Annotated in this window: 16 protein-coding genes; 3 read left to right on the forward strand and 13 right to left on the reverse strand. The window is 69.6% G+C overall.

The genetic code is table 11. From position 1 onward, the window contains the following. Positions 1–62 precede the first annotated feature (62 nt). Positions 63–677, reverse strand: coding sequence for a hypothetical protein (locus tag ABZ070_RS16365; protein ID WP_356634290.1), 615 nt, complete (start codon positions 675–677; stop codon positions 63–65). A gap of 184 nt (positions 678–861) precedes the next feature. Next, complete coding sequence (gene proB / locus ABZ070_RS16370) at positions 862–1,968, reverse strand: glutamate 5-kinase (protein WP_356634292.1); 1,107 nt, start codon at positions 1,966–1,968, stop codon at positions 862–864. 428 nt (positions 1,969–2,396) lie between these two features. On the opposite strand from proB, the gene ABZ070_RS16375 reads away from it, so the two are divergent. Both ABZ070_RS16375 and rfbC read left to right on the forward strand, forming a co-directional pair. Beyond that, entirely contained in the window at positions 2,397–4,469 is a 2,073-nt protein-coding gene (locus tag ABZ070_RS16375) for a glycosyltransferase family 2 protein (protein WP_356634254.1), read from the forward strand. Between the two features lie 131 nt (positions 4,470–4,600). Further along, positions 4,601–5,200, forward strand: a complete 600-nt coding sequence (gene rfbC / locus ABZ070_RS16380) for a dTDP-4-dehydrorhamnose 3,5-epimerase (RefSeq protein WP_356634256.1) — start codon at positions 4,601–4,603, stop codon at positions 5,198–5,200. A 68-nt stretch (positions 5,201–5,268) separates the two neighbouring features. Here rfbC and ABZ070_RS16385 read toward each other — a convergent pair whose 3' ends face one another. The 11 genes from ABZ070_RS16385 to rplU form a co-directional block, all read right to left on the reverse strand. Next, positions 5,269–6,063: a class I SAM-dependent methyltransferase gene (locus tag ABZ070_RS16385; RefSeq protein ID WP_356634258.1), complete on the reverse strand. Its 795-nt coding sequence runs from the start codon at positions 6,061–6,063 to the stop codon at positions 5,269–5,271. Between the two features lie 77 nt (positions 6,064–6,140). Beyond that, positions 6,141–7,040, reverse strand: a complete 900-nt coding sequence (rfbD, locus tag ABZ070_RS16390) for a dTDP-4-dehydrorhamnose reductase (RefSeq protein WP_356634260.1) — start codon at positions 7,038–7,040, stop codon at positions 6,141–6,143. Continuing rightward, the gene (gene rfbB / locus ABZ070_RS16395) at positions 7,037–8,023 is read right to left on the reverse strand and encodes a dTDP-glucose 4,6-dehydratase (protein WP_356634261.1); all 987 of its coding nucleotides are present in this window, start codon (positions 8,021–8,023) and stop codon (positions 7,037–7,039) included. Before rfbB ends, rfbD begins: the two co-directional genes overlap by 4 nt. After that, positions 8,020–9,087: a glucose-1-phosphate thymidylyltransferase gene (locus ABZ070_RS16400; RefSeq protein WP_356634263.1), complete on the reverse strand. Its 1,068-nt coding sequence runs from the start codon at positions 9,085–9,087 to the stop codon at positions 8,020–8,022. Before ABZ070_RS16400 ends, rfbB begins: the two co-directional genes overlap by 4 nt. 65 nt (positions 9,088–9,152) lie before the next feature. Beyond that, positions 9,153–10,394 (reverse strand): glycosyltransferase family 2 protein, encoded by a 1,242-nt coding sequence (locus ABZ070_RS16405; RefSeq protein ID WP_356634265.1) that lies wholly within the window; start codon positions 10,392–10,394, stop codon positions 9,153–9,155. Between the two features lie 182 nt (positions 10,395–10,576). Then, the gene (locus ABZ070_RS16410) at positions 10,577–12,643 is read right to left on the reverse strand and encodes a hypothetical protein (RefSeq protein ID WP_356634267.1); all 2,067 of its coding nucleotides are present in this window, start codon (positions 12,641–12,643) and stop codon (positions 10,577–10,579) included. Positions 12,644–12,811: 168 nt separating this feature from the next. Beyond that, positions 12,812–14,311, reverse strand: coding sequence for a bifunctional cytidylyltransferase/SDR family oxidoreductase (locus tag ABZ070_RS16415; protein ID WP_356634269.1), 1,500 nt, complete (start codon positions 14,309–14,311; stop codon positions 12,812–12,814). A gap of 214 nt (positions 14,312–14,525) precedes the next feature. Continuing rightward, positions 14,526–16,547, reverse strand: a complete 2,022-nt coding sequence (locus tag ABZ070_RS16420) for a glycosyltransferase family 4 protein (RefSeq protein WP_356634271.1) — start codon at positions 16,545–16,547, stop codon at positions 14,526–14,528. Between the two features lie 317 nt (positions 16,548–16,864). After that, a complete protein-coding gene (obgE, locus tag ABZ070_RS16425; RefSeq protein WP_356634273.1) occupies positions 16,865–18,301 on the reverse strand; it encodes a GTPase ObgE in 1,437 nt (478 codons plus the stop codon). 118 nt (positions 18,302–18,419) lie between these two features. Beyond that, positions 18,420–18,674, reverse strand: coding sequence for a 50S ribosomal protein L27 (gene rpmA / locus ABZ070_RS16430; protein ID WP_005317677.1), 255 nt, complete (start codon positions 18,672–18,674; stop codon positions 18,420–18,422). Positions 18,675–18,688: 14 nt separating this feature from the next. Beyond that, positions 18,689–19,009, reverse strand: coding sequence for a 50S ribosomal protein L21 (rplU, locus tag ABZ070_RS16435; RefSeq protein ID WP_015033583.1), 321 nt, complete (start codon positions 19,007–19,009; stop codon positions 18,689–18,691). Between the two features lie 383 nt (positions 19,010–19,392). On the opposite strand from rplU, the gene ABZ070_RS16440 reads away from it, so the two are divergent. Beyond that, entirely contained in the window at positions 19,393–21,408 is a 2,016-nt protein-coding gene (locus tag ABZ070_RS16440) for a glycosyltransferase (RefSeq protein WP_356634275.1), read from the forward strand. Positions 21,409–21,420 lie beyond the last annotated feature (12 nt).

A 21,420-nucleotide genomic window follows, 5' to 3' on the forward strand; every position in this document is an offset into this window, starting at 1 on the left:
TCCCGGCCGGCGCCATGGCCGCCGGGCTCGCCGTCACGACCGGCGTCGGAGCGGCACAGGCGTCAGAAGGGGTGCACGCCCACCGGTGCGGCGGGCGGCGGGCCGTAGCCCTCCGCGATGCGCTGGTGATAGGTCTGCCGGTCGATGACCTCCAGGCCGACGATCTCCCAGGGCGGGAGTTTGGCCGTGGCACGGTGTTCGCCCCACAGCCGCAGGGCGACGGCCGCCGCGTCGTGCAGGTCGCGTGCCTCCTCCCAGTAGCGGATCTCCGCGTGGTCGTTCGCGTACCGGCTGGTGAGCAGGAAGGGATGGTCGTGGGCCAGTTGCTCCAGGCCGCGCCGGACCTCCTTCAGCGGAGCCTCCTGGCCGGAGACGCTGAGGGTGATGTGCCACAGCCTCGACAGCACGCGTTCCTCGGTGCGGCTGCCGGGCAGGGCCCCGGTCTCCGCCGCACCCGTGGCTGCCGCGGGGCCGTGGACGGTCATCCGGTCGCCGCGACCCGCATCGGCGTCGGTCCGCAGGTCGCCGGAGCCTTCGGCCCGCCCTTCATCGCGAGCGTCCACGGGTTCGTCGGTGCGCCCGTCACCGAAGTCGGCGCCCGCCCCGACGCTGGTCAGGGCACGCTCGTCGCCTCCCGTCCGGCGGACATGGGGCGGCCGCCCGTTGCCTCGGGGCACATCCCCAGGGCGCGCTCGTCTCACCGGCCGCCTCCTGTTGCTGCGTCGCTGCGTCGTTGTTCCGAACCCCGCATACCCCCGCAACAAAGTTGACCAGCCCGCGGCGTGGCGTGGGGTCGTTTTGGTAAAGGTCTCTGCCCGAAGGCGGGACTTTCCCCACTTTCAGGGGGGAAGGACGACTCCTTCAGGGGTGAAGGACGACCAGATCGTCCCTGTGCACGACCTCCCGCTCGTACTCCGGGCCCAGCTCCTTGCCCAGTTCCCGCGTGGAGCGGCCGAGCAGCTGCGGGATCTCCTTGGCGTCGAAGTTGACCAGCCCGCGGGCCACTGCCCGCCCCGCGGCATCCCGCAGTTCCACGGGGTCGCCGGCGCTGAACTCGCCGTCGACTGCGGCGATCCCGGCCGGCAGCAGCGACTTCCTGCCGTCGACGACCGCCTTCACGGCGCCGTCGTCGAGGGTGAGGGATCCCTGCGGGGTGGAGGCGTGCGCGAGCCACAGGAGCCGGTCGGCGGAGCGGCGCCCGGTGGCGTGGAAGTACGTGCCGGTTGCGCGGCCGGCGAGGGCGTCGGCGGCACGGCTCGCGGAGGTGAGGACGACGGGGACCCCGGCGGCCGCCGCGATCCTGGCCGCCTCGACCTTGGTGACCATGCCGCCCGTGCCGACACCCGCCTTGCCCGCGCTGCCGATCTGCACGTGTGCGATGTCCTCGGGCCCGTGCACCTCGTCGATGCGGGAGGTGCCGGGGCGCGCCGGGTCGCCGTCGTAGAGCCCGTCGACGTCGGAGAGCAGGACGAGCAGATCGGCGCGCACGAGATGGGCGACGAGCGCGGCGAGCCGGTCGTTGTCGCCGAAACGGATCTCGTCCGTGGCCACGGTGTCGTTCTCGTTGACGATCGGGAGGGCGCCCATGGCGAGCAGCTGGTCGAGGGTCCGGTAGGCGTTGCGGTAGTGCGCGCGGCGGCTGGTGTCGTCGCTGGTGAGGAGCACCTGGCCGACGCGGACGCCGTAGCGGGCGAACGAGGCCGTGTAGCGGGCGACGAGCAGGCCCTGGCCGACGCTCGCGGCGGCCTGCTGACGGGCCAGGTCCTTGGGGCGGCGGGCCAGGCCGAGCGGCGCGAGGCCGGCCGCGATGGCCCCGGAGGACACCAGCACTATCTCCTTCTCGCCCCCGCTGCGGATCTTGGCGAGCACGTCGACGAGGGCGTCGACCCGGTCGGCGTCGAGTCCGCCGGCGGCGGTGGTCAGGGAGGAGGAGCCGACCTTGACGACGATCCGGCGGGCCTCGGTCACCTTGGCCCTCGCCTCGGCGCGGCCCGCGGTCCGGGTCCCCGCCGCGTGCGCCGCATCCTGTCGCCCCCCATGCCCTGCGCCCTGCCCCGGGGTGTCGTCGGGAGTCTGTCCTGCCACGCTCTGCCTCTCCTCTGTCACAAGGCCGAATGTATGCCAGTGCGCGAGCCGACTGCGCGGGCATTCCGTTCGGTGGACAGCGGCTTCCGGCCACGGCCGCGAGCTCGGTGCCGTCGGCACGCGGCCGGGGCGCACCGAAGGGGCCCGCTCTTAGCACGAGTTGTGTCGCGCGCGAAGTACACGTTCCGGACAACCGATAGGGTGCTGGTGGGCGGTGGCCCCCGCGATCGCGTCGGCGCGCGCCTGCCTCCTGCCCCCACATCTTCGACTCCGGTTCCCACAAGAGACGGGGCACAGTCGTGTCGGTCAAAGTGAGCGTCGTCATCCCGGTGTACAACCCCGGAAAGTACATCGATCCCTGCATTGACTCCCTCCTCGGCCAGACCTTGCCCGCCGAGCAGTTCGAGGTCGTGTTCGTCGACGACGGGTCCACCGACGACACGCCGGAGCGCCTCGACAAGCTGGCGGCACAGCACCCCCACTTCCGGGTGATTCACATTCCGAATTCGGGCTGGCCGGGCAAGCCGCGGAACATCGGAGTCGCCGAGGCCAGGGGCGAGTACGTCCAGTTCCTCGACCAGGACGACCACCTGGGCACCGACGCACTGCGCCGTCTCTACGACATGGGCCACCGCAACGGCTCCGACATCGTCATCGGCAAGGTGGCCAGCAACTTCCGAGGGGTGCCGCACGGCGTCTTCCGTACGAACCGCGAGAAGTGCACGCTGCGGAACGCGCCGCTGTTCGACAGCCTCACGCCGCACAAGATGTTCCGCACCGAGTTCCTGCGCGAGCACGGCATCGCCTACCCCGAGGGCAAGCGCCGCCTCGAGGACCAGCTGTACATGATGAAGGCGTACTTCCCCGCGCAGGTCGTCTCCATCCTCGGCACGTACACCTGCTACCACTACTCCAAGCGGGACGACGGCAAGAACGCCGGGTCGGCCAAGCTCGTCCCCGCGGGTTACTACGGCAACCTCCGCGAGGTCCTCGAGGTCGTCGTCGCCAACACCGAGCCGGGCCCGCTCCGGGACCGGGTGCTGCGCCGCTTCTACCGCGTGGAGATGCTCGGCCGCCTCAGCGAACCGGCGGTGCTGAAGTACGACGACGAGTTTCTGCGCGAGATGGTCGAGGCGGTACGCCCCCTCGCCCTGGAGTTCATGGGCGACTCGGTGCACGACGGCCTCGGCCCGATGCTGCGGATGCGCTCGACCCTGCTGCGCGAGAACAACGCGCAGGGGCTGGTCCGGCTCGCCCGGCTGGCCTCGTCCGTGAAGGGGACGGTGCGACTCGAGAACGTAGCCTGGGAGGCAGACGGCCGGATCGCCCTGACCCTCGCCGCACGTCTCGTGCACGGCGAGCAGCGCCTGCCGCTCAAGCTGCTGCGCCGCGACGAGCGGCTGTACGTCCATCCGGACATCACCTCCGGCTTCCTGCCCGACGGCGCCCTCCTCGACATCACCGACGACCTCGGCGGCTTCAAGTCCGAGCTGGCACTGCGCGACCGCGACAAGGCGGTCGAGTGGCCCTGCCCTGCCACGTTCGAGGTGCGGGTGGAGATGCTGGACGAGGAGGACGGGACCTGCGAAATCGTGCAGCGCGGCACGGGCCGGCTGGCTTCCGAGGGCGGCCGCAAGGGCCGTGGCAGCCTGCCACGCGGCTTCTGGGACGCCTGGGTGACGGTCCGCGGCCTCGGCCTCGTCCGCAGGGCACGGCTGGGCGCCGACCGCGAGGAGCACGTCGACGACCAGTGCATCCCGGCGCTGCTGTCCTCGCCCGCCCGGCCGGTCATCCCGTACTTCACGGACACGCACAGCAATCTCACGCTGGACGTCGCGCGCCGCGGCAAGAGGGTCGTCCCGTACCTGGAGGGGCGTCCCGTGCTGCGCATGCCCGGGCGATCGCCGCAACTGCGGCTCGACCTCTTCACCACGGGCAGCACCGCCCCCTCCATGGTCGAAGTGGTGCTCAGCAAACCGTCCGACGCGGCGGCCGGCCCGGCGGCGGCGTCCGAGGCTCTGGAGACCTCGGTGGTGCACTCGTTCCCGTGCGCCCTGCGTCCGGCGCAGGGCCGCGCCCATCTGGCCGTGCCGCGTCAGGTCGAGGGCGCCCCGGCCGGCACCTGGCAGCTCGGTGTGCGGCTCGACGGCGACAAGGACCGTCTCCTGCCGCTGTGCACGGCGGACGTGGACGGCAACGGCCGTATCCGGCTGGACGACAGCCTCGCCGCGCCCGATCCCGTGCTGCTGCGGAAGATCACCGCGCAGCGCCGCCGGGCGACGCTGCGCGGTGCCGCGCGGGCCGTCGCCGGACCGGTCGTCCGCCGGCTGCCGTCGGCCGGCCGCAAGAAGGTGCGCCGACTCGCGGCGAAGCTGCTCGGCTGACCTGCCACGGGCCGCCCCGGCTCATGAGGCCGACCGACCGGCAGTTCCACCCCCCGGCCCGCCCGGCTGACCCGCCCGGCCGATCCGCCGGGCCGATGTCCGATACACGACCGGAACGAGGACGTGATCACATGCGGCAGCTCTCCATCACCGGTGCCTGGGTGCATGAGCCGAAGATCTTCCAGGACAGCCGCGGAAGCTTCCACGAGTGGTTCAGGGAACCGGACTTCGTCGAGTCCGCGGGCCATCGTCTGCGCCTGGCCCAGGCCAACTGCTCGGTCTCCGGCCGCGGCACGCTCCGCGGCGTCCACTTCGCCGACGTCCCGCCGAGCCAGGCCAAGTACGTCAAGTGCGTCCGGGGCGCCGTCCTGGACGTCGTGGTGGACATCAGGGTCGGCTCTGCGACGTTCGGGCAGTGGGAGGCGGTCCGGCTGGACGACGTGGCCCATCACAGCGTCTATCTGTCCGAGGGCCTCGGTCACGCCTTCATGGCCCTCACGGACGATGCCACGGTCGTCTACCTCTGCTCCGCCGGTTACGCCCCCGAACGTGAGCACGGCATCCATCCTCTCGACCCGGATCTCGGCATCGAGTGGCCGGCGGGCATCACCCCGCTGCTCTCCGACAAGGACGCGGCAGCGCCGTCGCTCGCGGAGGCGGAGCGACAGGGGCTGCTGCCGCGGTACGAGGAGTGCACGGCGTTCGACGCCCAGCTGCGCGCGCAGGGCTGAGACACGAGAACGCCCCGGACACGAGAACGCCCCAGGGTCCGCCGGACCTGGGGCGTCGCTGCGACCGCTCAGCCGGTGAGCTTCTCGAGGCTCCTGCGCACCGGCACGAAGGCCGCGCGCGGGCGGCGCAACGCGCGCGCCCTGATCAGACCGGGCCAGAAGTCGGCGCCCAGCAGCGCCTCGGGCTGGACGGCGTTCTTCCGGACCAGCACCTCGTCCGGGACATCCTGCGGGTCCGGTACGACGAAGTCTTCGATGATCTTGTCGTACGCGTCCTTGAGAACGGTGCTCTCCGGGTTGGCGCCGAAGACGGCCAGCACGCCCGTCGGGGCGGTGTCCACCTCGACGACCACGAGGTCCGGCCGGTACTTCCGCAGCACCTGGGCGACCTTGTAGACGTCACCGGCCCAGAATTTGGTGTGCCGGTCCCGCGCGGCCTCGTCGACGTTCCTCGGCAGCATGTCGTCGAGCACGATCACACTCGACCAGCGGGAATGCCGCTCGACGTTCATGAAGTCACGCAGCGCGAACTCGAAGAGGTGCATTCCGTCGATGAACGACAGCTCCACTTTCGGCTCGCCGCCCAGCACGTTCATCGGGTCCCGGCGGGCGAGAGCGCGAAATGGGTTGCGGCCCGTCCGCAGATGAACCAGTGGGTCCTTGCGGGCGAAGAAGTCGTCGCTGGTGGCCCGAACCAGATGCACATCGCAACTGATGCTCGTCACAACGCGGAATGCGGGGTCGATCGCGACGGAAGGAACCCGGGACAGTGCCAGACTGCGCCCGTCGTTGACCCCGATCTCCAGATAGTTGCGGGGTTTGTAGATGCGGTGCAGCTGACGCAGGAAGCCGTGGCGGTCCACCGATGGAGCCCTTCGCTGGGAATCAAATTGATTGATTCCCAGCGAAGTTAGCGTGTACGCAGGCCTTACGTAAATGTCTACCCGCCGGTAGCACCCGTTCCGCGCTCCGCTTCGAGCAGTGCGGGGAACGCCTCTGCGAGCGCCTCCCGCCAGTCGCGAATGGGTTCGATATCAGTGCCCTGCCAGCCCATGTGTCCGAGCACGCTGTACGAAGGGCGGGGCGCGGGCCGGACGAACGCGTCACTCGTGGTCCGGCGCACCCGGCCGGGGTCGGCTCCGAGCAGCCGGAAGATCTCCCGGGTGAATTCGTACCAGGTCGTCTCGCCGCGGCTGGTGCCGTGGTGGACGCCCGCCGGCACGGTCCGGGCCAGCGCGCCCAGCCCCAGCCGCACGAGCAGTCCGGCGAGGTCCGCGGTCCACGTCGGCTGTCCGCGCTGGTCGTCGACGACGTCGAGGGTGTCCCTGACGCCCTCCAGCCTGATCATGGTGCGGACGAAGTTCGGGCCGCCGGCGCCGTAGAGCCACGCCGTACGGACGACATGGCCGGTCTCCGGCAGCAGGTCGAGCACCGCCCGCTCCCCCGCCAGCTTGGTGCGCCCGTAGGCGCTGCGCGGCGCGGTGGGGGCGTTCTCCGCGTAGGGCCGGGTGGCGTCGCCGGCGAAGACGTAGTCGGTGGAGATGTGCAGCAGAACCGCGCCGCTCTCCTTGCATGCCTCGGCCAGGACCCGGGGGCCCGTGCCGTTGACGGCGAGGGCGGCGTCCTCGTGCTCCTCCGCGCCGTCGACGTCCGTCCAGGAGGCGCAGTTCACGACCACGTCGGGCCGGTGCGCCGCCAAGGCGGAGCGCACGCCGTCCGGGTCGGTGATGTCGAGGTCCGCACGCGCGGCCCCCACAGCGGTGACGCCGTCGACCGCCAGCCTGCCGAGGACGTCCCGGCCGAGCATGCCGCCGGCGCCCGTGACGAGCCAGGTGCTCACAGTGCCGCACGCTCCTTCAGCGGCTCCCACCAGGCCCGGTTCTCGCGGTACCACCGCACTGTCTCCGTGAGTCCGGTCGCGAAGTCCTTGCGTGGCTCGTAGCCGAGCTCCGCGCGGATCTTGGTGCAGTCGACCGAGTAGCGCCGGTCGTGGCCCTTGCGGTCGGTGACGTACTCGACGGAGGTGTCCCAGTCGGCCCCGCACGCCTCGAGCAGCAGCCCGGTGAGTTCCTTGTTGGACAGTTCGGTGCCGCCGCCGATGTTGTAGACCTGGCCCGGTCGGCCCTTGGTGCGGACCAGCTCGATGCCCTGAACGTGGTCGTCGATGTGGAGCCAGTCCCGGACATTGCCGCCGTCGCCGTAGAGCGGCACCTTCTTCCCGTCCAGCAGGTTGGTGATGAACAGCGGGATGACCTTCTCGGGGAAGTGGTGGTGCCCGTAGTTGTTGGAGCAGCGGGTCACGCGGACGTCCAGGCCGTGGGTGCGGTGGTAGGACAGCGCGATCAGGTCGCTGGACGCCTTGGCCGACGAATAGGGCGAGTTGGGCTCGAGCGGATGTGTCTCGGGCCACGAGCCCTTGTCGATCGAGCCGTAGACCTCGTCGGTGGAGATGTGCACGAAGGTCCGCACGCCGGCCCGATGGGCGGAGTCGATCAGCGTGTGGGTGCCGACGACGTTGGTACGGACGAACTCGGCGCCGCCGTCGATGGAACGGTCCACGTGCGACTCGGCCGCGAAGTGCACGACCTGGTCGTGCTCCGCCATCAGCTTCGCGACGAGTTCGGGGTCGCAGATGTCGCCCTGCACGAAGTCGAAGCCGGGATGGTCGCGGACGTCGTCGAGGTTGGCCGGGTTGCCGGCGTAGGTGAGCTTGTCCAGCACGGTGACGGCCACGTCGCCCGGGCCTTCCGGCCCGAGCACCGTGCGGACGTAGTGGGAACCGATGAAACCGGCGCCACCGGTCACCAGGATCTTGGTTGTCATGAGGAGATCTGTACCTTGCTGTGGTCGCCGAGCACGAGTCGGTGGGAGGCGGGGCTGCGGGGTGCCGGTGTGACCTCGACGTCCCGGCCGATCAGCGAGGCCTCGATACGCCGCACCCCGGTGATCGACGCCCCGCGCAGGACGATGGAGTACTCGATCTCGCTGTCCTCGATCCGGCAGCCCTCCGAGACGGACGTGAACGGACCGACGTACGAGTCGCTGATGACCGTGTCGGCGCCGATGACGGCGGGCCCGACGATCCGGCTCCGGCTGATCCGGGCGCCCTCCTCGATACGGACCCGGCCGATGATCTCGCTGCTTTCGTCGACGGAGCCCTCGTCCCGCGCGTCCATGACCTCCAGCACCGAGCGGTTGACCTCGAGCATGTCAGTGACGTTGCCGGTGTCCTTCCAGTAGCCGGCGATGGTCGTGGACCGGACGTCCCGTTGCTGGTCGATGAGCCACTGGATGGCGTGCGTGATCTCCAGCTCGCCGCGCCAGGACGGCTCGATGGAGCGGACGGCCTCGTGGATGGCCGGGGTGAAGAGGTAGACGCCGACGAGTGCCAGGTCGCTCTTCGGTTCCTTCGGCTTCTCCTCGAGACCCACCACGCGCCCGTTGCCGTCCAGTTCCGCGACTCCGAACGAGGTCGGGTCGGGGACCTTCGTGAGCAGGATCTGCGCGTCGGGCCGTTCGGCGCGGAATTCGTCGACGAGACCGGTGATTCCGCCGACGATGAAGTTGTCGCCGAGATACATCACAAAATCGTCTTCACCGAGGAAGTCTCTGGAAATGGCCACGGCGTGTGCGAGGCCGAGCGGTTTCTCCTGCGGAATATATGTGATCTTCACACCGAAACGGGAACCGTCGCCGACCGCTTCACGGATCTCCTCCGCCGTGTCGCCCACGATGACGCCCACATCGATGATCCCTGCCTCGGCAATCGCCTCCAGGCCGTAGAAGAGCACCGGCTTGTTCGCGACCGGGACCAATTGCTTGGCCGAGGTGTGCGTAATGGGACGGAGTCGTGTTCCTGCGCCTCCGGAGAGTACGAGTGCCTTCACTGTCCCTGCCCTAGAGTCGGAAAAGTGTTCCCCGAGCGGATTCCGCCCCGGCCCCTCGATGTTACCTACGTCTCACGTCCTGCTTTCCTCTTTCCGGATCGCATCCTCGCGTGCAACCGCCGCACCCGTCTGCGGATCCCGTTCACCGCGCGCCGCGCGAAAGGCGGTCTCGGCTTCGGCGGCATCACGCGCCGGTCGCCCGACCAGTCGGGCACGGTCACGGCATAGGCGCTGTCGGGGATGCCCGTGCGGCGGTCCCGGAAGTGCGGATGGGCGAGGTGCGGGCGGGCCGCGCGCCCCAGGTGGACGACCTCCGGCGCGGTGCCCCGCGCGGTGAACTCCAGCATCTCCTGGAGCAGGTCGAGCCGGCCCATGGCGACGCAAGTGAGGACCAGCCGCTCGCCGACCTTCATCTGGGCGGCGACTCCCTCGGTCCAGTACGCCTCGGTCATCGGGGCGGCGAGCTCCATCTTGCGACGCCGGTCGGCCTCCGACTGCCGCAGCAGCCCTGGCCCGAACTGCTGCAGCAGTCCCACCGTGAAGGGCCTGACCATCAGCAGATCCCGTTTCCGGCCCGGCGGCTCGAGCCGTGCGATCAGCCGCATCAGGGCGTGGATCGCCTCGAAGCGGGTTGCGTAGTCGCCTCTGCGTGTCGCGTGTTTGCCGTCCTCGCGGCCCACGAGGTAGTAGCAGTCGTAGTCGGCGACGACCGAGACGCCGTTGCCGCAGAGGTACGCCTCCATGGTGAAGAGCGCGTCCTCACCGGTCGCCAGGGTCTCGTCGAACCGCAGGTCCAGCCGGGAGAGCAGCGAGCGCCGGAACAGCTTCTGGGCGCTGAGCGCGTAGATGACCCGGGAGGTGTGCACCTCGGCGTGTTCCAGGGTGCGGGTGAACATCGACCGGGGCACACCGCGGCCCACGCCCGCCATCCTGCCGAGCACGACGTCCGTCCCGGCGCGGTCCGCCATGGCGACCATCCGCTCGAGCGCCTCGTCGCCGAAGTAGTCGTCGGCGTCGAGGAAGAAGACGTAGCGGCCCCGGGCGAGACCCAGACCGACGTTGCGCGGGCCGCTGGGGCCGCCGGAGTTGGGCTGGTGCACCACACGGGTGGGGATCTTCGACCTGGCCGCGAACTCGTCCAGGTACTCCCCCGTGCCGTCGGTCGACCCGTCGTCGACGGCGACGAGCTCGATGCGGTCGGCGCCCAGGGTCTGCGACTCCACCGACTCGAGGCAGCGGACCAGGTACGGCATGGCTTCGTAGGCTCCGACGACAACCGTGACGTCGGGCGCAGGATTGTCACTCATAGACGTACAAGACAACCCGATCCCTACAAGGGTTGCATCGAGCGACTCTCCGGGAAAAACGGGACCATATCGCGGGTCCGGCCGCCGGAGCCGCCCCCGGGACGGCGAACGGCCTGGCGGCGCCCCCGGAAGGGGACGCCGCCAGGCCGTCCGTACTCTGTGCTGCTCTGCGAACCGCCCGCTCAGCCGCCGACGGTCGAGTCGTCCAGACCCGGCGCCTGCTCGGGCTCCGCAGCGAGCCGCTGCTGCAGGCCCACGTTGCGCGCCTCCGCCTTGGCGGCCAGCGCCTGGACCGCCGCGTCGAACTGCTCCATGGAGGTCGGCTCGTCCGGTCCGAGCAGGTACTCCTTGAGCTCGTGCCGTGCCTCGGCGCGCGTGTCCGCGGCGCGGTCGGTGACGGCCGACAGAAGCTCGTCGAGCTCGGCGGCGCTGTTGGAGAGGATCACCGCGGCGCGTACGGCCGTGTTCTGGCGCTTGAACTCCGCCTCGCCCAGACCCGCGGAGTCGGTGACCGCGTACGGCTTGCCGCTGGCGATGTAGTCGGAGACCACGCTGGAGATGTCGGAGACCATGCCGTCCGACTCGTTGAAGCAGTCGTACAGCCGAGGCTCGGGGCCGGTGATGACCTTGTGCTCCCACCAGCCGAAGGACCGCCAGTACGCGGCGTTCCACTCGTTCTTGAGCGCTACGGTCTCGGCCTCGCGCGCGGGGTCCGCGATCGAGTCGCGGGCCTCTTCCGCCTCGTCCCTGGCGATGTTGGACGCGCCCGACAGCTCGGCGAGACGCGCCTCGATGCGCTGCAGTTCGGCCCGGGCGGCAGCCTGGTCCGCGGCGTGCGCGGCGGCTTCCTCCACCCACCGCGGCTCGCTCGCGCGGGCTGCGGCGGCCTGCTCGACCATCGCCGTGATCCGGGCGTCGACGGCCTTCGCCTTGGCGCTGCGGGTGCCGGTGAAGGGGTGCGGCTTGTAGAGCACCCGCACCGGCTGCTCCGCGTTCAGCAGGCGCTTGACGATGTTCTCGCCGGCCAGCAGCAGCGAGGTGTTGCCGGGGTTGTCGTCCCAGCCCTCCCAGGTGGGGGCGTAGAGCACCGTCGGGATGGGCTTCTGCGGCGTGCCCGTCCCGCCCTTCACCGGCTGGATGCTTCCGAGCTGGGGGCGGCCCACCTCGACGATGTCCTCGCTGCGCACGCCCACGTCGGCCAGGGCGTACCGGTCGCGGCCGGCCCGGCCGGCCGTCCAGACCTCGTCGTAGACCTTGCTGTACGGGTTGACGCTGGCCAGCTTGTCGCTGTCGCCGTGGCCGATGAAGACGTGCTTCATGGTCGGCACACGCAGCATGTGGATGTTCTTGCCGACGTTGGCCGCGTAGAGCGCGACGCGCACGGTCGACAGGTCCAGGTTCATCAGGTGCACACCGCCGGGCACGCAGACGACCGGCACGGACGTGGTGCCGAGCTGGGGCACGATGTTGCGCTCACGCAGGAAGATCAGCGGCCGCCCGTTGATCTGCGCCATGGTCTCGAGCCACATGTTGACCTGGTACGCCGACTCCTTGGAGCCGGAGAAGTACAGCATCACGGTCGGCTTGTACTCACGCAGCCAGGCGTCGACACCCGCGAGCACCTTGTCCGGCGACGCCACGAGACGTCCCGGGCGCAGGTGAGGCAGGAGCATCGCCAGATAGACGAGCGCAAGCCCCACGGTGAGACCGAGGCCGGCGTAGGCGAAGACGTTCGCGTCGGTGGCGAGCGCGATCAGCACGCCGACGAAGGAGAAGAGGTCGAGGTGGAGCATCTTCTCGGCGGAGCGGTCCAGCAGCGCACGCGGCGGCGCGTCCGGGATGCGCACACCGCTCAGGTCGATGTTGCGCGTGACCACGGGCAGCTTGCGGCGCAGCCGGATCAGCGTGACCATCGCGCCGTGCGGGGCCTGGAGCCCGTAGAAGCCCAGGAGGCAGGCGACCGTCACATAGAAGACGGTCTCCTCCGCGTAGCCCATGCGGGCCAGCAGCAGCACCAGGAGCAGCTGGCGGACGAGGAACCGGATCGACAGGCCCGCACGGACCTTGGCGAGTCTGTTGATCAGATAACTGGACCGCTGATGCAGGAACTGGTCCGACAGATACGTCACGGCGACGGCCACGGCGAAGAACCAGAGATTGGGAATTATCGCCGCGACCATGACGCAGGGGAATCCCAGCATCAGAAGGAGTGCGGCGGCCAGCTCTGATCCGCTGCCCACGCGAGCCATACGAATGGCTTTGGAAATCACGGAAGAACCTGCTCCAGGGGGTACCGACTGTTTGCCTTGCGACATGCCTTGCGAAGGACGTGTGAAGGACGTGCTCCACGGACTCGGGCCCCCGCAGTGCGCTGAACGGCGACTACAGAGGCCCGAATGTTCGAATGTCCAGAAGTATTACACATCTTCCTGACGGTCCAGCACGGACGCCAGGGCCTGCTCGAAGCCCGAGGCTTCCGACGCGCCACGGGTCGGGTCCTGCTGGCGGACGTCGATGACGTGACCGGTCAGCTCGGACAGCAGCACGTCGAGGGAGGTACGGGCCACGGCCTCCGACGACAGCAGCGAACCGGCGGGCTCGGCGCCGAACGCCTTGGTGCGCATCGGGGTCGCGGTGCGCTCCGGGTTCACGCAGTTCACGCGGATGCCGTCGCCGGCCCACTCGTCCGACAGGGCCTGGGTGAGGTTCACCATGGCGGCCTTGGTGGAGGAGTACAGGCTGTACTCGGCGCGACCGCGGGTGTAACTGCTGGACGTGTAGAGCAGCAGCTGGCCCTTGGTCTCCGCGAGGTACTTGTGCGAGGCCCGGGCGATCTGGACCGGCGCCAGGTAGTTGACGTTCAGCGCTTCCTGGATGGTCGCGTTGTCCGTCTCCGCCAGCTTGCCGATGCGCAGCACGCCCGCGGTGTTGATCACGTAGTCGATACGGCCGCTCTCCGCGTACGCCTTGGAGAGGGCGTCGTCGACGTGCTCCGGGTTCTCGACATGGGTGCCGGTGGTGGAGCGGCCCAGCGCGTACACCTTGGCGCCGTAGGACTCGGCGAGCGCGGCGATGTCCGCGCCGATGCCGTACGAGCCGCCGAAGACGACGAGCGTCTTGCCGGCGAGCAGCTCGCGGTAGGCGGCTTCGTCGGCCTGGCGCGGGGCCGCGGTGGAGGCGAGCTGGAAGAGCTTGTCCGCGATGAAGACGTCGACCGGCTGGGTGACCTTCATGTTGTACTCGTCACCCGCGACGACGTAGATCGGCACGTCCGGCAGGTACTTGAGCACGACCGAGCAGTCGTCGGTGGCCTGGAAGTTCGGGTCACCGGCGGCGACCTCGTAGGCCCGGCGGATGGTGGAGAGTTTGAAGGCCTGCGGCGTCTGGCCGCGGCGCAGCCGGGAGCGGTCAGGAACGTCGGTGATGAACTCGCCGTCCTCGCCGTGGGTGCGGGTCACGATGATCGTGTCCGCGGACGGGATGGCGACGTCGACGGCCTGGTAGCGGTCCAGCGCGTCCACGCAGTCCTTGATGACCCGCTCGGAGAGCAGCGGACGCACGGCGTCGTGGAACAGGACGTTGCGGTCCTCGCCCTCGGCCAGTCCCTCGCCCAGCGCGGCGATGGCGCGCTCGGTGGTCTCGTTGCGCGTGGAACCGCCCTCGATGACCCTGGTGACCTTGGTCAGCCCCGCCTTTGCGACGATCTTCTCGACGTCGGGTACGTAGCCGGGCGCCATCAGCACGATGACGTCGTCGATGGAGTCCGCCTGCTCGAAGATCGACAGCGTGTGCTCGATGACCGCCTTGCCTGCGATCTTCAGCAGCTGCTTGGGGATCGACAGGCCCACGCGCTGACCGGTTCCACCGGCGAGCACGACAGCTGTGGTTCGGGGTTTGGCTATGTGCTGCACAGACACAGACGACCTACCTTGCGAGGGCTGGGGGACGAAACAGATGGTTGCACTCTCCGTTACCGTCCTGCAAGGCGGGTGACGCCCGCTCCACGGCGTGGAGAAACCTCCTGTTCACCGGGTGACCAGGGGGGTTCGACGGTACCGGACGGGCCGCGGCGAGTGACAGACACCACACATCTGAGTGGCGTGAACCACCCATGAGCGGGACACGGCGCTGCTACAGGTCCACCACGTTGAGTGCGACGTCGTTGGAGAGCGTGTAGTACACGCGCACGCGTACCTTTTTGCGTGGTCTGCCCAGCACCCGCTTGGCGACGGCGCGGGCCACACCGTCCTGGCGCTTTTTCGCCATCACCGTGTGGGGATAGACATAGATCTGCTGCTTCATCACGACGTCGTCCAGCAGCCGACCGATCTTGACGGGCGGGGCGTCGGGCGAATAGCGGACGAACGCGTCCCACACGTCGTGCGAGGTGATCTGCGACGCGGCGGGCACCGTCGAGGAGAAGGTGAAGCGGAACCCGTCCTCGCCGACCCGCACGCCCGGAAAGACGATCTCGTCGGAGGGCCTGCCGCGGCGTCGCAGCATCAAGATCGGCTCCCAGGTGATCGCCGCCGGGCCGAGCAGCGTGCCGGACAGGGTCACCTTCGCGCCGTCCACCTGGACGTCCGCCGCCTCGGCGTGGATCGGGCGGTGCCAGGCGCGCAGCATCAGCGCGCCGCCCTTGGCCTTGTCCTCGTACGGCACGAGGTTGCGCACGGCCCCGCCGGGGGTGAGCCGCTCCGCGGCGTGCAGCGCGCCGCGCTGGTCGACCACACGGGCCGACACACGTCCGCGCGTGGCCGTTTCCGCCAGCTCCATGAAGACGTTCCACACGCCCTCGGAGAACTCCTCGCCTGCCGGGACCGTCGCGGAGCCGCGGGCGTCGAAGTCGTAGGTCCGCATCTCGGTGTGCGCTCCGGTGCGGGTGCACACCAGCCGGGCGCCCCGCTCGAAGCCCTTGGGCAGCGGGGCGGCCAGGGTGACGTCGAGCGAGCCGTCCGGGGCGACCGTGCAGTCCGCGACGGGGGTGATCCCCGGGATGTCGGCCCGCTGCGCCGCTTCGGCGGCCAGCTCGTCGAAGAGCGCCTCGTACTGCTTCGTCACCACGCCCGGGTCGAAGCGGCGCGCGTTGCGCCAGGCGGCGGCGGCCATGCCGCGCCGCAGGTCCTCGTCGTCGATCAGGCGCAGCAGCGCGCGGGCCACCGCCCGCACGTCGCCGACCGGCACGAGCAGCCCGTCGACGCCGTCCTGGATGATCTCGCGCGGCCCGTAGTCGCAGTCGGTGCTGACCATCGGGACCCCGCAGCGCATCGCCTCCACGAGGGTCATGCCGAACGACTCGTGCCGCGAGGTCGAGGCGGCGATGGCGCCCTTGGCCCACTCGGGCTCGATCGGCGAGTGCGGGCCCATGAGGTGGACGGCGTTGTACAGGCCGAGCTCGTCGATGCGGGCGCGGAGCCGGTCGCGCTGGTCACCGGAGCCGTAGATCCGCAGTGACCAGTCGGGGCGGGCCGCCGCGACCTCGGCGAAAGCCTCCACCAGCACCTCGTACTGCTTCTCCGCGGCCAGCCGCCCCGCCGCGACGACGGTCTGGCCCGTGCCGTCGGACGGAGCCACGGAGGGCTCGGGGACACTGTTGGGGATGGCGAGCACACGGGTCGTGGGCAGCGGCATCTTCTCCCGCCATACCTGGGCGTCGCCCTCCGAGACCGTCACGAAGGCGTCGAGGGCGTCGAGATGCTCGTACATCTCCTCGCGCAGGGCCGCCCGGTGGTGGTTGTGCGTCATGTGCTCCTGGCCGATGCGCACGGCGGTGGGCGGGGCGAACCGGGCGACGTACGCGACCAGACCGGGCCGGGTGCCGATGACCACGTCGGCGTCGGAGACGGCGTAGTGGGCTCGGACGCGTTCATCGGTGAGCTTGCTGTACTCCTTGTACCGGGCCTCCGCCCGCGGGAACGCGACGGCCGGCTCCGCGAAGAGGGGGTCCTGCCGGTCGGCGCTGCCCTGGCGGGTGTCCAGCATCGGTACGACGGTGATGCGCGGGTCCAGTGCGAACGCGGAGTCGTCCCGGTGCCGGAAGACGGAGACGATCTCGACCTCGTGGCGGTTCGCCAGCTCTTCGGCCAGATTCAGCGTCGTCCGGATCGTGCCGCCGATTCCGTAAATGGTGTGGATGAGGAAGGAGATCTTCATCGGCGCTCCGTTCACAGGTCTCGACGGCTCGTGTCCTGATGAGGCAGCCCGGCCCCCGATTCACGGTATGCCGGATATCACCCACTCAGACAAGATTGCACCTATTCCGGGTGAACGCCCGCCTTCAACCACCTCGGACGGGCGAGCGGGTCGCCGGGTTGTGCGCCCCGGGCAACAAGAAGACCCCGCCTGTGGGGCCAGCACCCTCTCGGGTGTTCGCCCCACAGGCGGGGTCACGCTCCGCACGGCCGGTCACCGGCCCGGGCGCCGCGCCGGAACCGATCGCGGAATCGGGCCGGACGGCGGAACGGGTCGCGCTAGAACGGGTCGAAGCCCTCGAACTCCTTCTGCGCCTCGTCACGCTCAGCCTCACGGTCCCGCCGCCGCTGCGCAGCCGGACGCGGCGCGTCGAAGCGGTGGTCCTCGCCGCGGCGGCCGAGCATCTCCGCGCCCGCCATCACCGTCGGCTCCCAGTCGAAGACGACCGCGTCGTCCTCGGGGCCGATGGCCACGCCGTCGCCCGCGCGGGCACCGGCCTTCATCAGTTCGTCCTCGACGCCCAGGCGGTTGAGACGGTCGGCCAGGTAGCCGACGGCCTCGTCGTTGTTGAAGTCCGTCTGGCGCACCCAGCGCTCCGGCTTCTCGCCGCGCACGCGGAAGAGGCCGTCCTCCTCCTGCGTGACCGTGAAGCCCGCGTCGTCGACCGCCTTGGGGCGGATGACGATCCGGGTCGCCTCCTCCACGGGCTTGGCCGCCCGCGCCTCGGCGACGATCTCGGCCAGGGCGAAGGACAGCTCCTTCAGGCCCTTGTGCGCCACGGCGGAGACCTCGAAGACGCGGTAGCCGCGCGCCTCCAGGTCCGGGCGGATCATGTCGGCGAGGTCCTGGCCGTCGGGGATGTCGACCTTGTTGAGGACGACGATCCGCGGCCGGTCGTCGAGGCCGCCGTACTGCCGCAGTTCCTCCTCGATGACGTCGAGGTCGGAGACCGGGTCGCGGTCGGACTCCAGGGTCGCGGTGTCGAGGACGTGCACCAGGACCGAGCAGCGCTCGACGTGCCGCAGGAACTCGAGGCCCAGGCCACGGCCCTGGCTGGCGCCGGGGATCAGCCCGGGGACGTCCGCGATGGTGTACACCGTGGAGCCCGCGGTGACGACACCCAGGTTCGGCACCAGCGTGGTGAAGGGGTAGTCCGCGATCTTCGGCTTGGCGGCGCTGAGGACGGAGATCAGCGACGACTTGCCGGCGCTCGGGTAGCCCACGAGCGCGACGTCGGCGACCGTCTTGAGCTCCAGCACCACGTCGCCGGACTGGCCGGGCACGCCCAGCAGCGCGAAGCCGGGGGCCTTGCGTCGGGCGGAGGCGAGCGCGGCGTTGCCGAGGCCGCCGCGGCCGCCCTCCGCGGCCACGAAGGTGGTGCCCTGGCCCACCAGGTCGGCGAGGACGTTGCCCTGCTTGTCGAGGACGACGGTGCCGTCCGGGACCGGCAGGACCAGGTCCTGTCCGTCCTTGCCGGAGCGGTTGCCGCCTTCGCCGGGCTTGCCGTTCGTGGCCTTGCGGTGCGGGCTGTGGTGGTAGTCGAGGAGCGTGGTGACGGATTGGTCGACGACCAGGATCACGTCACCGCCACGGCCGCCGTTGCCGCCGTCGGGTCCGCCGAGCGGCTTGAACTTCTCCCGGTGAACGGAGGCGCAGCCGTGGCCTCCGTTACCCGCGGCGACGTGCAGCTCGACGCGGTCCACGAAGGTGGTCATGGATGTGCCTCCAGTAAGCGGTGTGACGTACGTACGTAAATGTCTGTCTCTCAACACACGAAAGGCGGACCCGCTTCCCGTACGGGAAGTGAGGTCCGCCCCTCGTGAAGAATTCCGGTCAGGCGACCGGAACGATGTTCACGACCTTGCGACCACGGTGCGTACCGAACTCCACCGCACCCGGCTGCAGCGCGAACAGGGTGTCGTCGCCACCGCGACCGACACCGGCGCCGGGGTGGAAGTGGGTGCCGCGCTGGCGGACCAGGATCTCACCGGCGAGCACGACCTGACCGCCGAAGCGCTTCACGCCGAGCCGCTGAGCGTTGGAGTCGCGACCGTTCCGGGTGGACGATGCGCCCTTCTTGTGTGCCATCTCTCCTCAGTCCCTTACTTCGCAGCCGCGGGGATGCCGGTGACCTTGATCGCCGTGTACTGCTGACGGTGACCCTGGCGGCGGCGGTAGCCGGTCTTGTTCTTGTAGCGAAGGATGTCGATCTTCGCGCCCTTGTGGTGGTCCACGACCTCGGCCGTGACCTTGATACCGGCCAGCACCCACGGGTCGCTGGTCACGGCGTCGCCGTCGACAACGAGCAGGGTCGAGAGCTCGACCGTGTCGCCAACCTTGGCAGTGGAAATCTTGTCAACCTCAACGATGTCGCCGACAGCAACCTTGTGCTGGCGACCACCGCTGCGCACGATGGCGTACACGCGGATCTCTCTCTCGCTCGGAACGAAACCCCTGATGCCAGCCGCTCACGCGGGCCGGGGCCCGGATGATCCGAATGGACGAGCGGCCTCTCCCGGCGGACCGGGAGGGAGTTGCTCAGGGGTGGGCGCATACGGAAACACGCCGAGGGTCAAGGTTACGGACCGGGCTCCGGCGGGTCAAACCGAGCCCGCGCGCCCAGTGGCCCCGGCCTTCCGCTGAAGGCCTGTCACAGAACCGTGACGGTCACACGGTCTCCACAGCATCAAGCCGTTTGTAGGATTGGTGCGGACTTTCTCAACACCTCAATAGTGGCCGTCGAGTCGACAGGGGGGGCTGCAGTGCAGCGACCAGCGCTCGGGCTGCACGCGAAACGGAATCGACCTTGACCACGCCTGACATCTCCGTGATCATCGGCGCCTACAACGCCATGCCGTATCTGACGAAGACGCTCACGTCCGTGGTTGAGCAGTCCATCGGACGCGACCGTATCGAGATCATCACCGTCAACGACGGCTCGACCGACGGTACCGGCGAGGAGCTTGAACGTTTTGCCGCACAGTACCCGGGCCTCTTCCAGGTGTTCCACCAGGAGAACTCCGGCGGCCCCTCCGCCCCTCGCAACAAGGGCCTGGACCACGCGCGCGGCAAGTTCGTCTTCTTCCTCGACGCCGACGACTACCTCGGCGAAGAGGCGCTCGAGCGCATGTTCACCATGGCCGAGAAGAACAAGACCGACGTTGTGCTCGGCAAGATGGTCGGCGTCAACGGCCGCGGCGCCCCCAGCTCGATGTTCCTGCGCAACCAGCCCCGCACCGACGTCTTCAAGTCCCGGGTGTACTGGACGCTCAACCCGCTGAAGCTGATCCGGCGCGAGCTGATCGAGAAGCACGAGTTGCGCTTCCCGCTCGGCTACAAGACCGCGGAGGACCAGCTCTTCACCGGCATGCTCTATCTGAAGGCGGACGGCATCTCGGTCGTCGCCGACTACGACTGCCTGTACATCGTCAAGCGCGACGACGGCGGCAACACCACCACCTCCACGCGCGGCGCGGAGGTCCGCATCCGCGTGCTGGAGCTGATGGTCGACCTGGTCGAGAAGCACGTGCCGGCCGGGCCCGACCGCGACGGACTGATGAACCGGCACCTGACCGTCGACATGTTCCACGCGCTGATCCACCTGGCCAGGGAGTCCGACCCCGAGCTCCAGCGCAAGAACTACGACGAGCTGCGTGCCCTGCTCAAGCGCTCCTACCCGGACTCGCTCAAGGCGAGGGTCAACGCCATCACGCGGCTGCGCTGCGAACTCATCCTGCGCGACATGCTCGAGGAGACCATCGAGCTGGAGAACGTCGACCGTCGGCACAGGTCGGCCGGCACCCAGCCCGACGTGCTCGTCGAGGGCGACCGCGCCTACACGCAGCTGCCGTTCTTCCGCGACCCCGAGCGCGGTGTCCCCGACGAGATCTACGACGTCACGAAAGCCGTCCAGGACCGTCACCGGCTGGACTCCGTCACCATCGACGGCAGCCGGCTGAGCATGACCGGACACGCCTATCTGCGCGGGCTCCCGCAGGAGGAGACCACGACCGAGCTGGTGCTGCGCGAGCGCGACACCAAGGTCGAGCACCGCTTCCCGACGACCGCCGTGGCCACCCCCGGCCTCGGGGTCAAGGAGGACCGCGGGAAGTACAGCTACCCGATGGCCGGCTTCGCCACCGAGGTCGACCTGACGAAGGCCGTGGCCGGCGGCAGGCTTCCCAAGGGCCTGTGGGACGTGTTCGTCGCCGTACGGATCCAGGACTACGTCAAGGAGATTCGTTTCGGCCACAAGCGTCTCCCCGGCGTCGGTGAGAAGACCGAGACGTATGTGGTCGCCGACGGTGAGGAGAACTTCGCCGCCGCCCTCTACTACACGCAGCCCTACAACAACCTCACCCTCGACATCGGCGAGAACAAGCACAAGGTGGCCGACAAGCTGCGCGTCGACCGCACGCGCTGGTCCACCGAGGTCCCCTCGCAGCTGGAGGTCGAGGGCAGCTGGAAGCTGGCGGCGCTGCCCGTTTCCGCCCTCGCCGTACGGCTCGACGGAGGACGCGGCCGGACCCTCACCGTCCCGGTCACCCCGAGCGGTGCGAACAGCTTCACGGCCAACATCTCCGTCGACGGTCTCGCCCCGGGCTCCTGGTCGGTGTCGCTGTGGCTGCCCTCGCAGCGGGGCTCCGCCTGGTCCAAGCCGGTCGCGCCGCAGTCCGACCTCAAGAACACCCGCTGGTTCCGCGGCGGCCTGCTGCGGTACGCGGCGCCTGCCAGGCGCAGCCGGCTCGTGCTGCGCATCGGCCGGGTCGCGATCGTGAAGGCGGTCCTCAGGCGGCTGCGACGGCTCGCCGCCAAGCGCTGAGCTCCGGCCCAC

This window comes from Streptomyces sp. NPDC006283, from assembly GCF_040613325.1.
Taxonomy (GTDB): domain Bacteria; phylum Actinomycetota; class Actinomycetes; order Streptomycetales; family Streptomycetaceae; genus Streptomyces.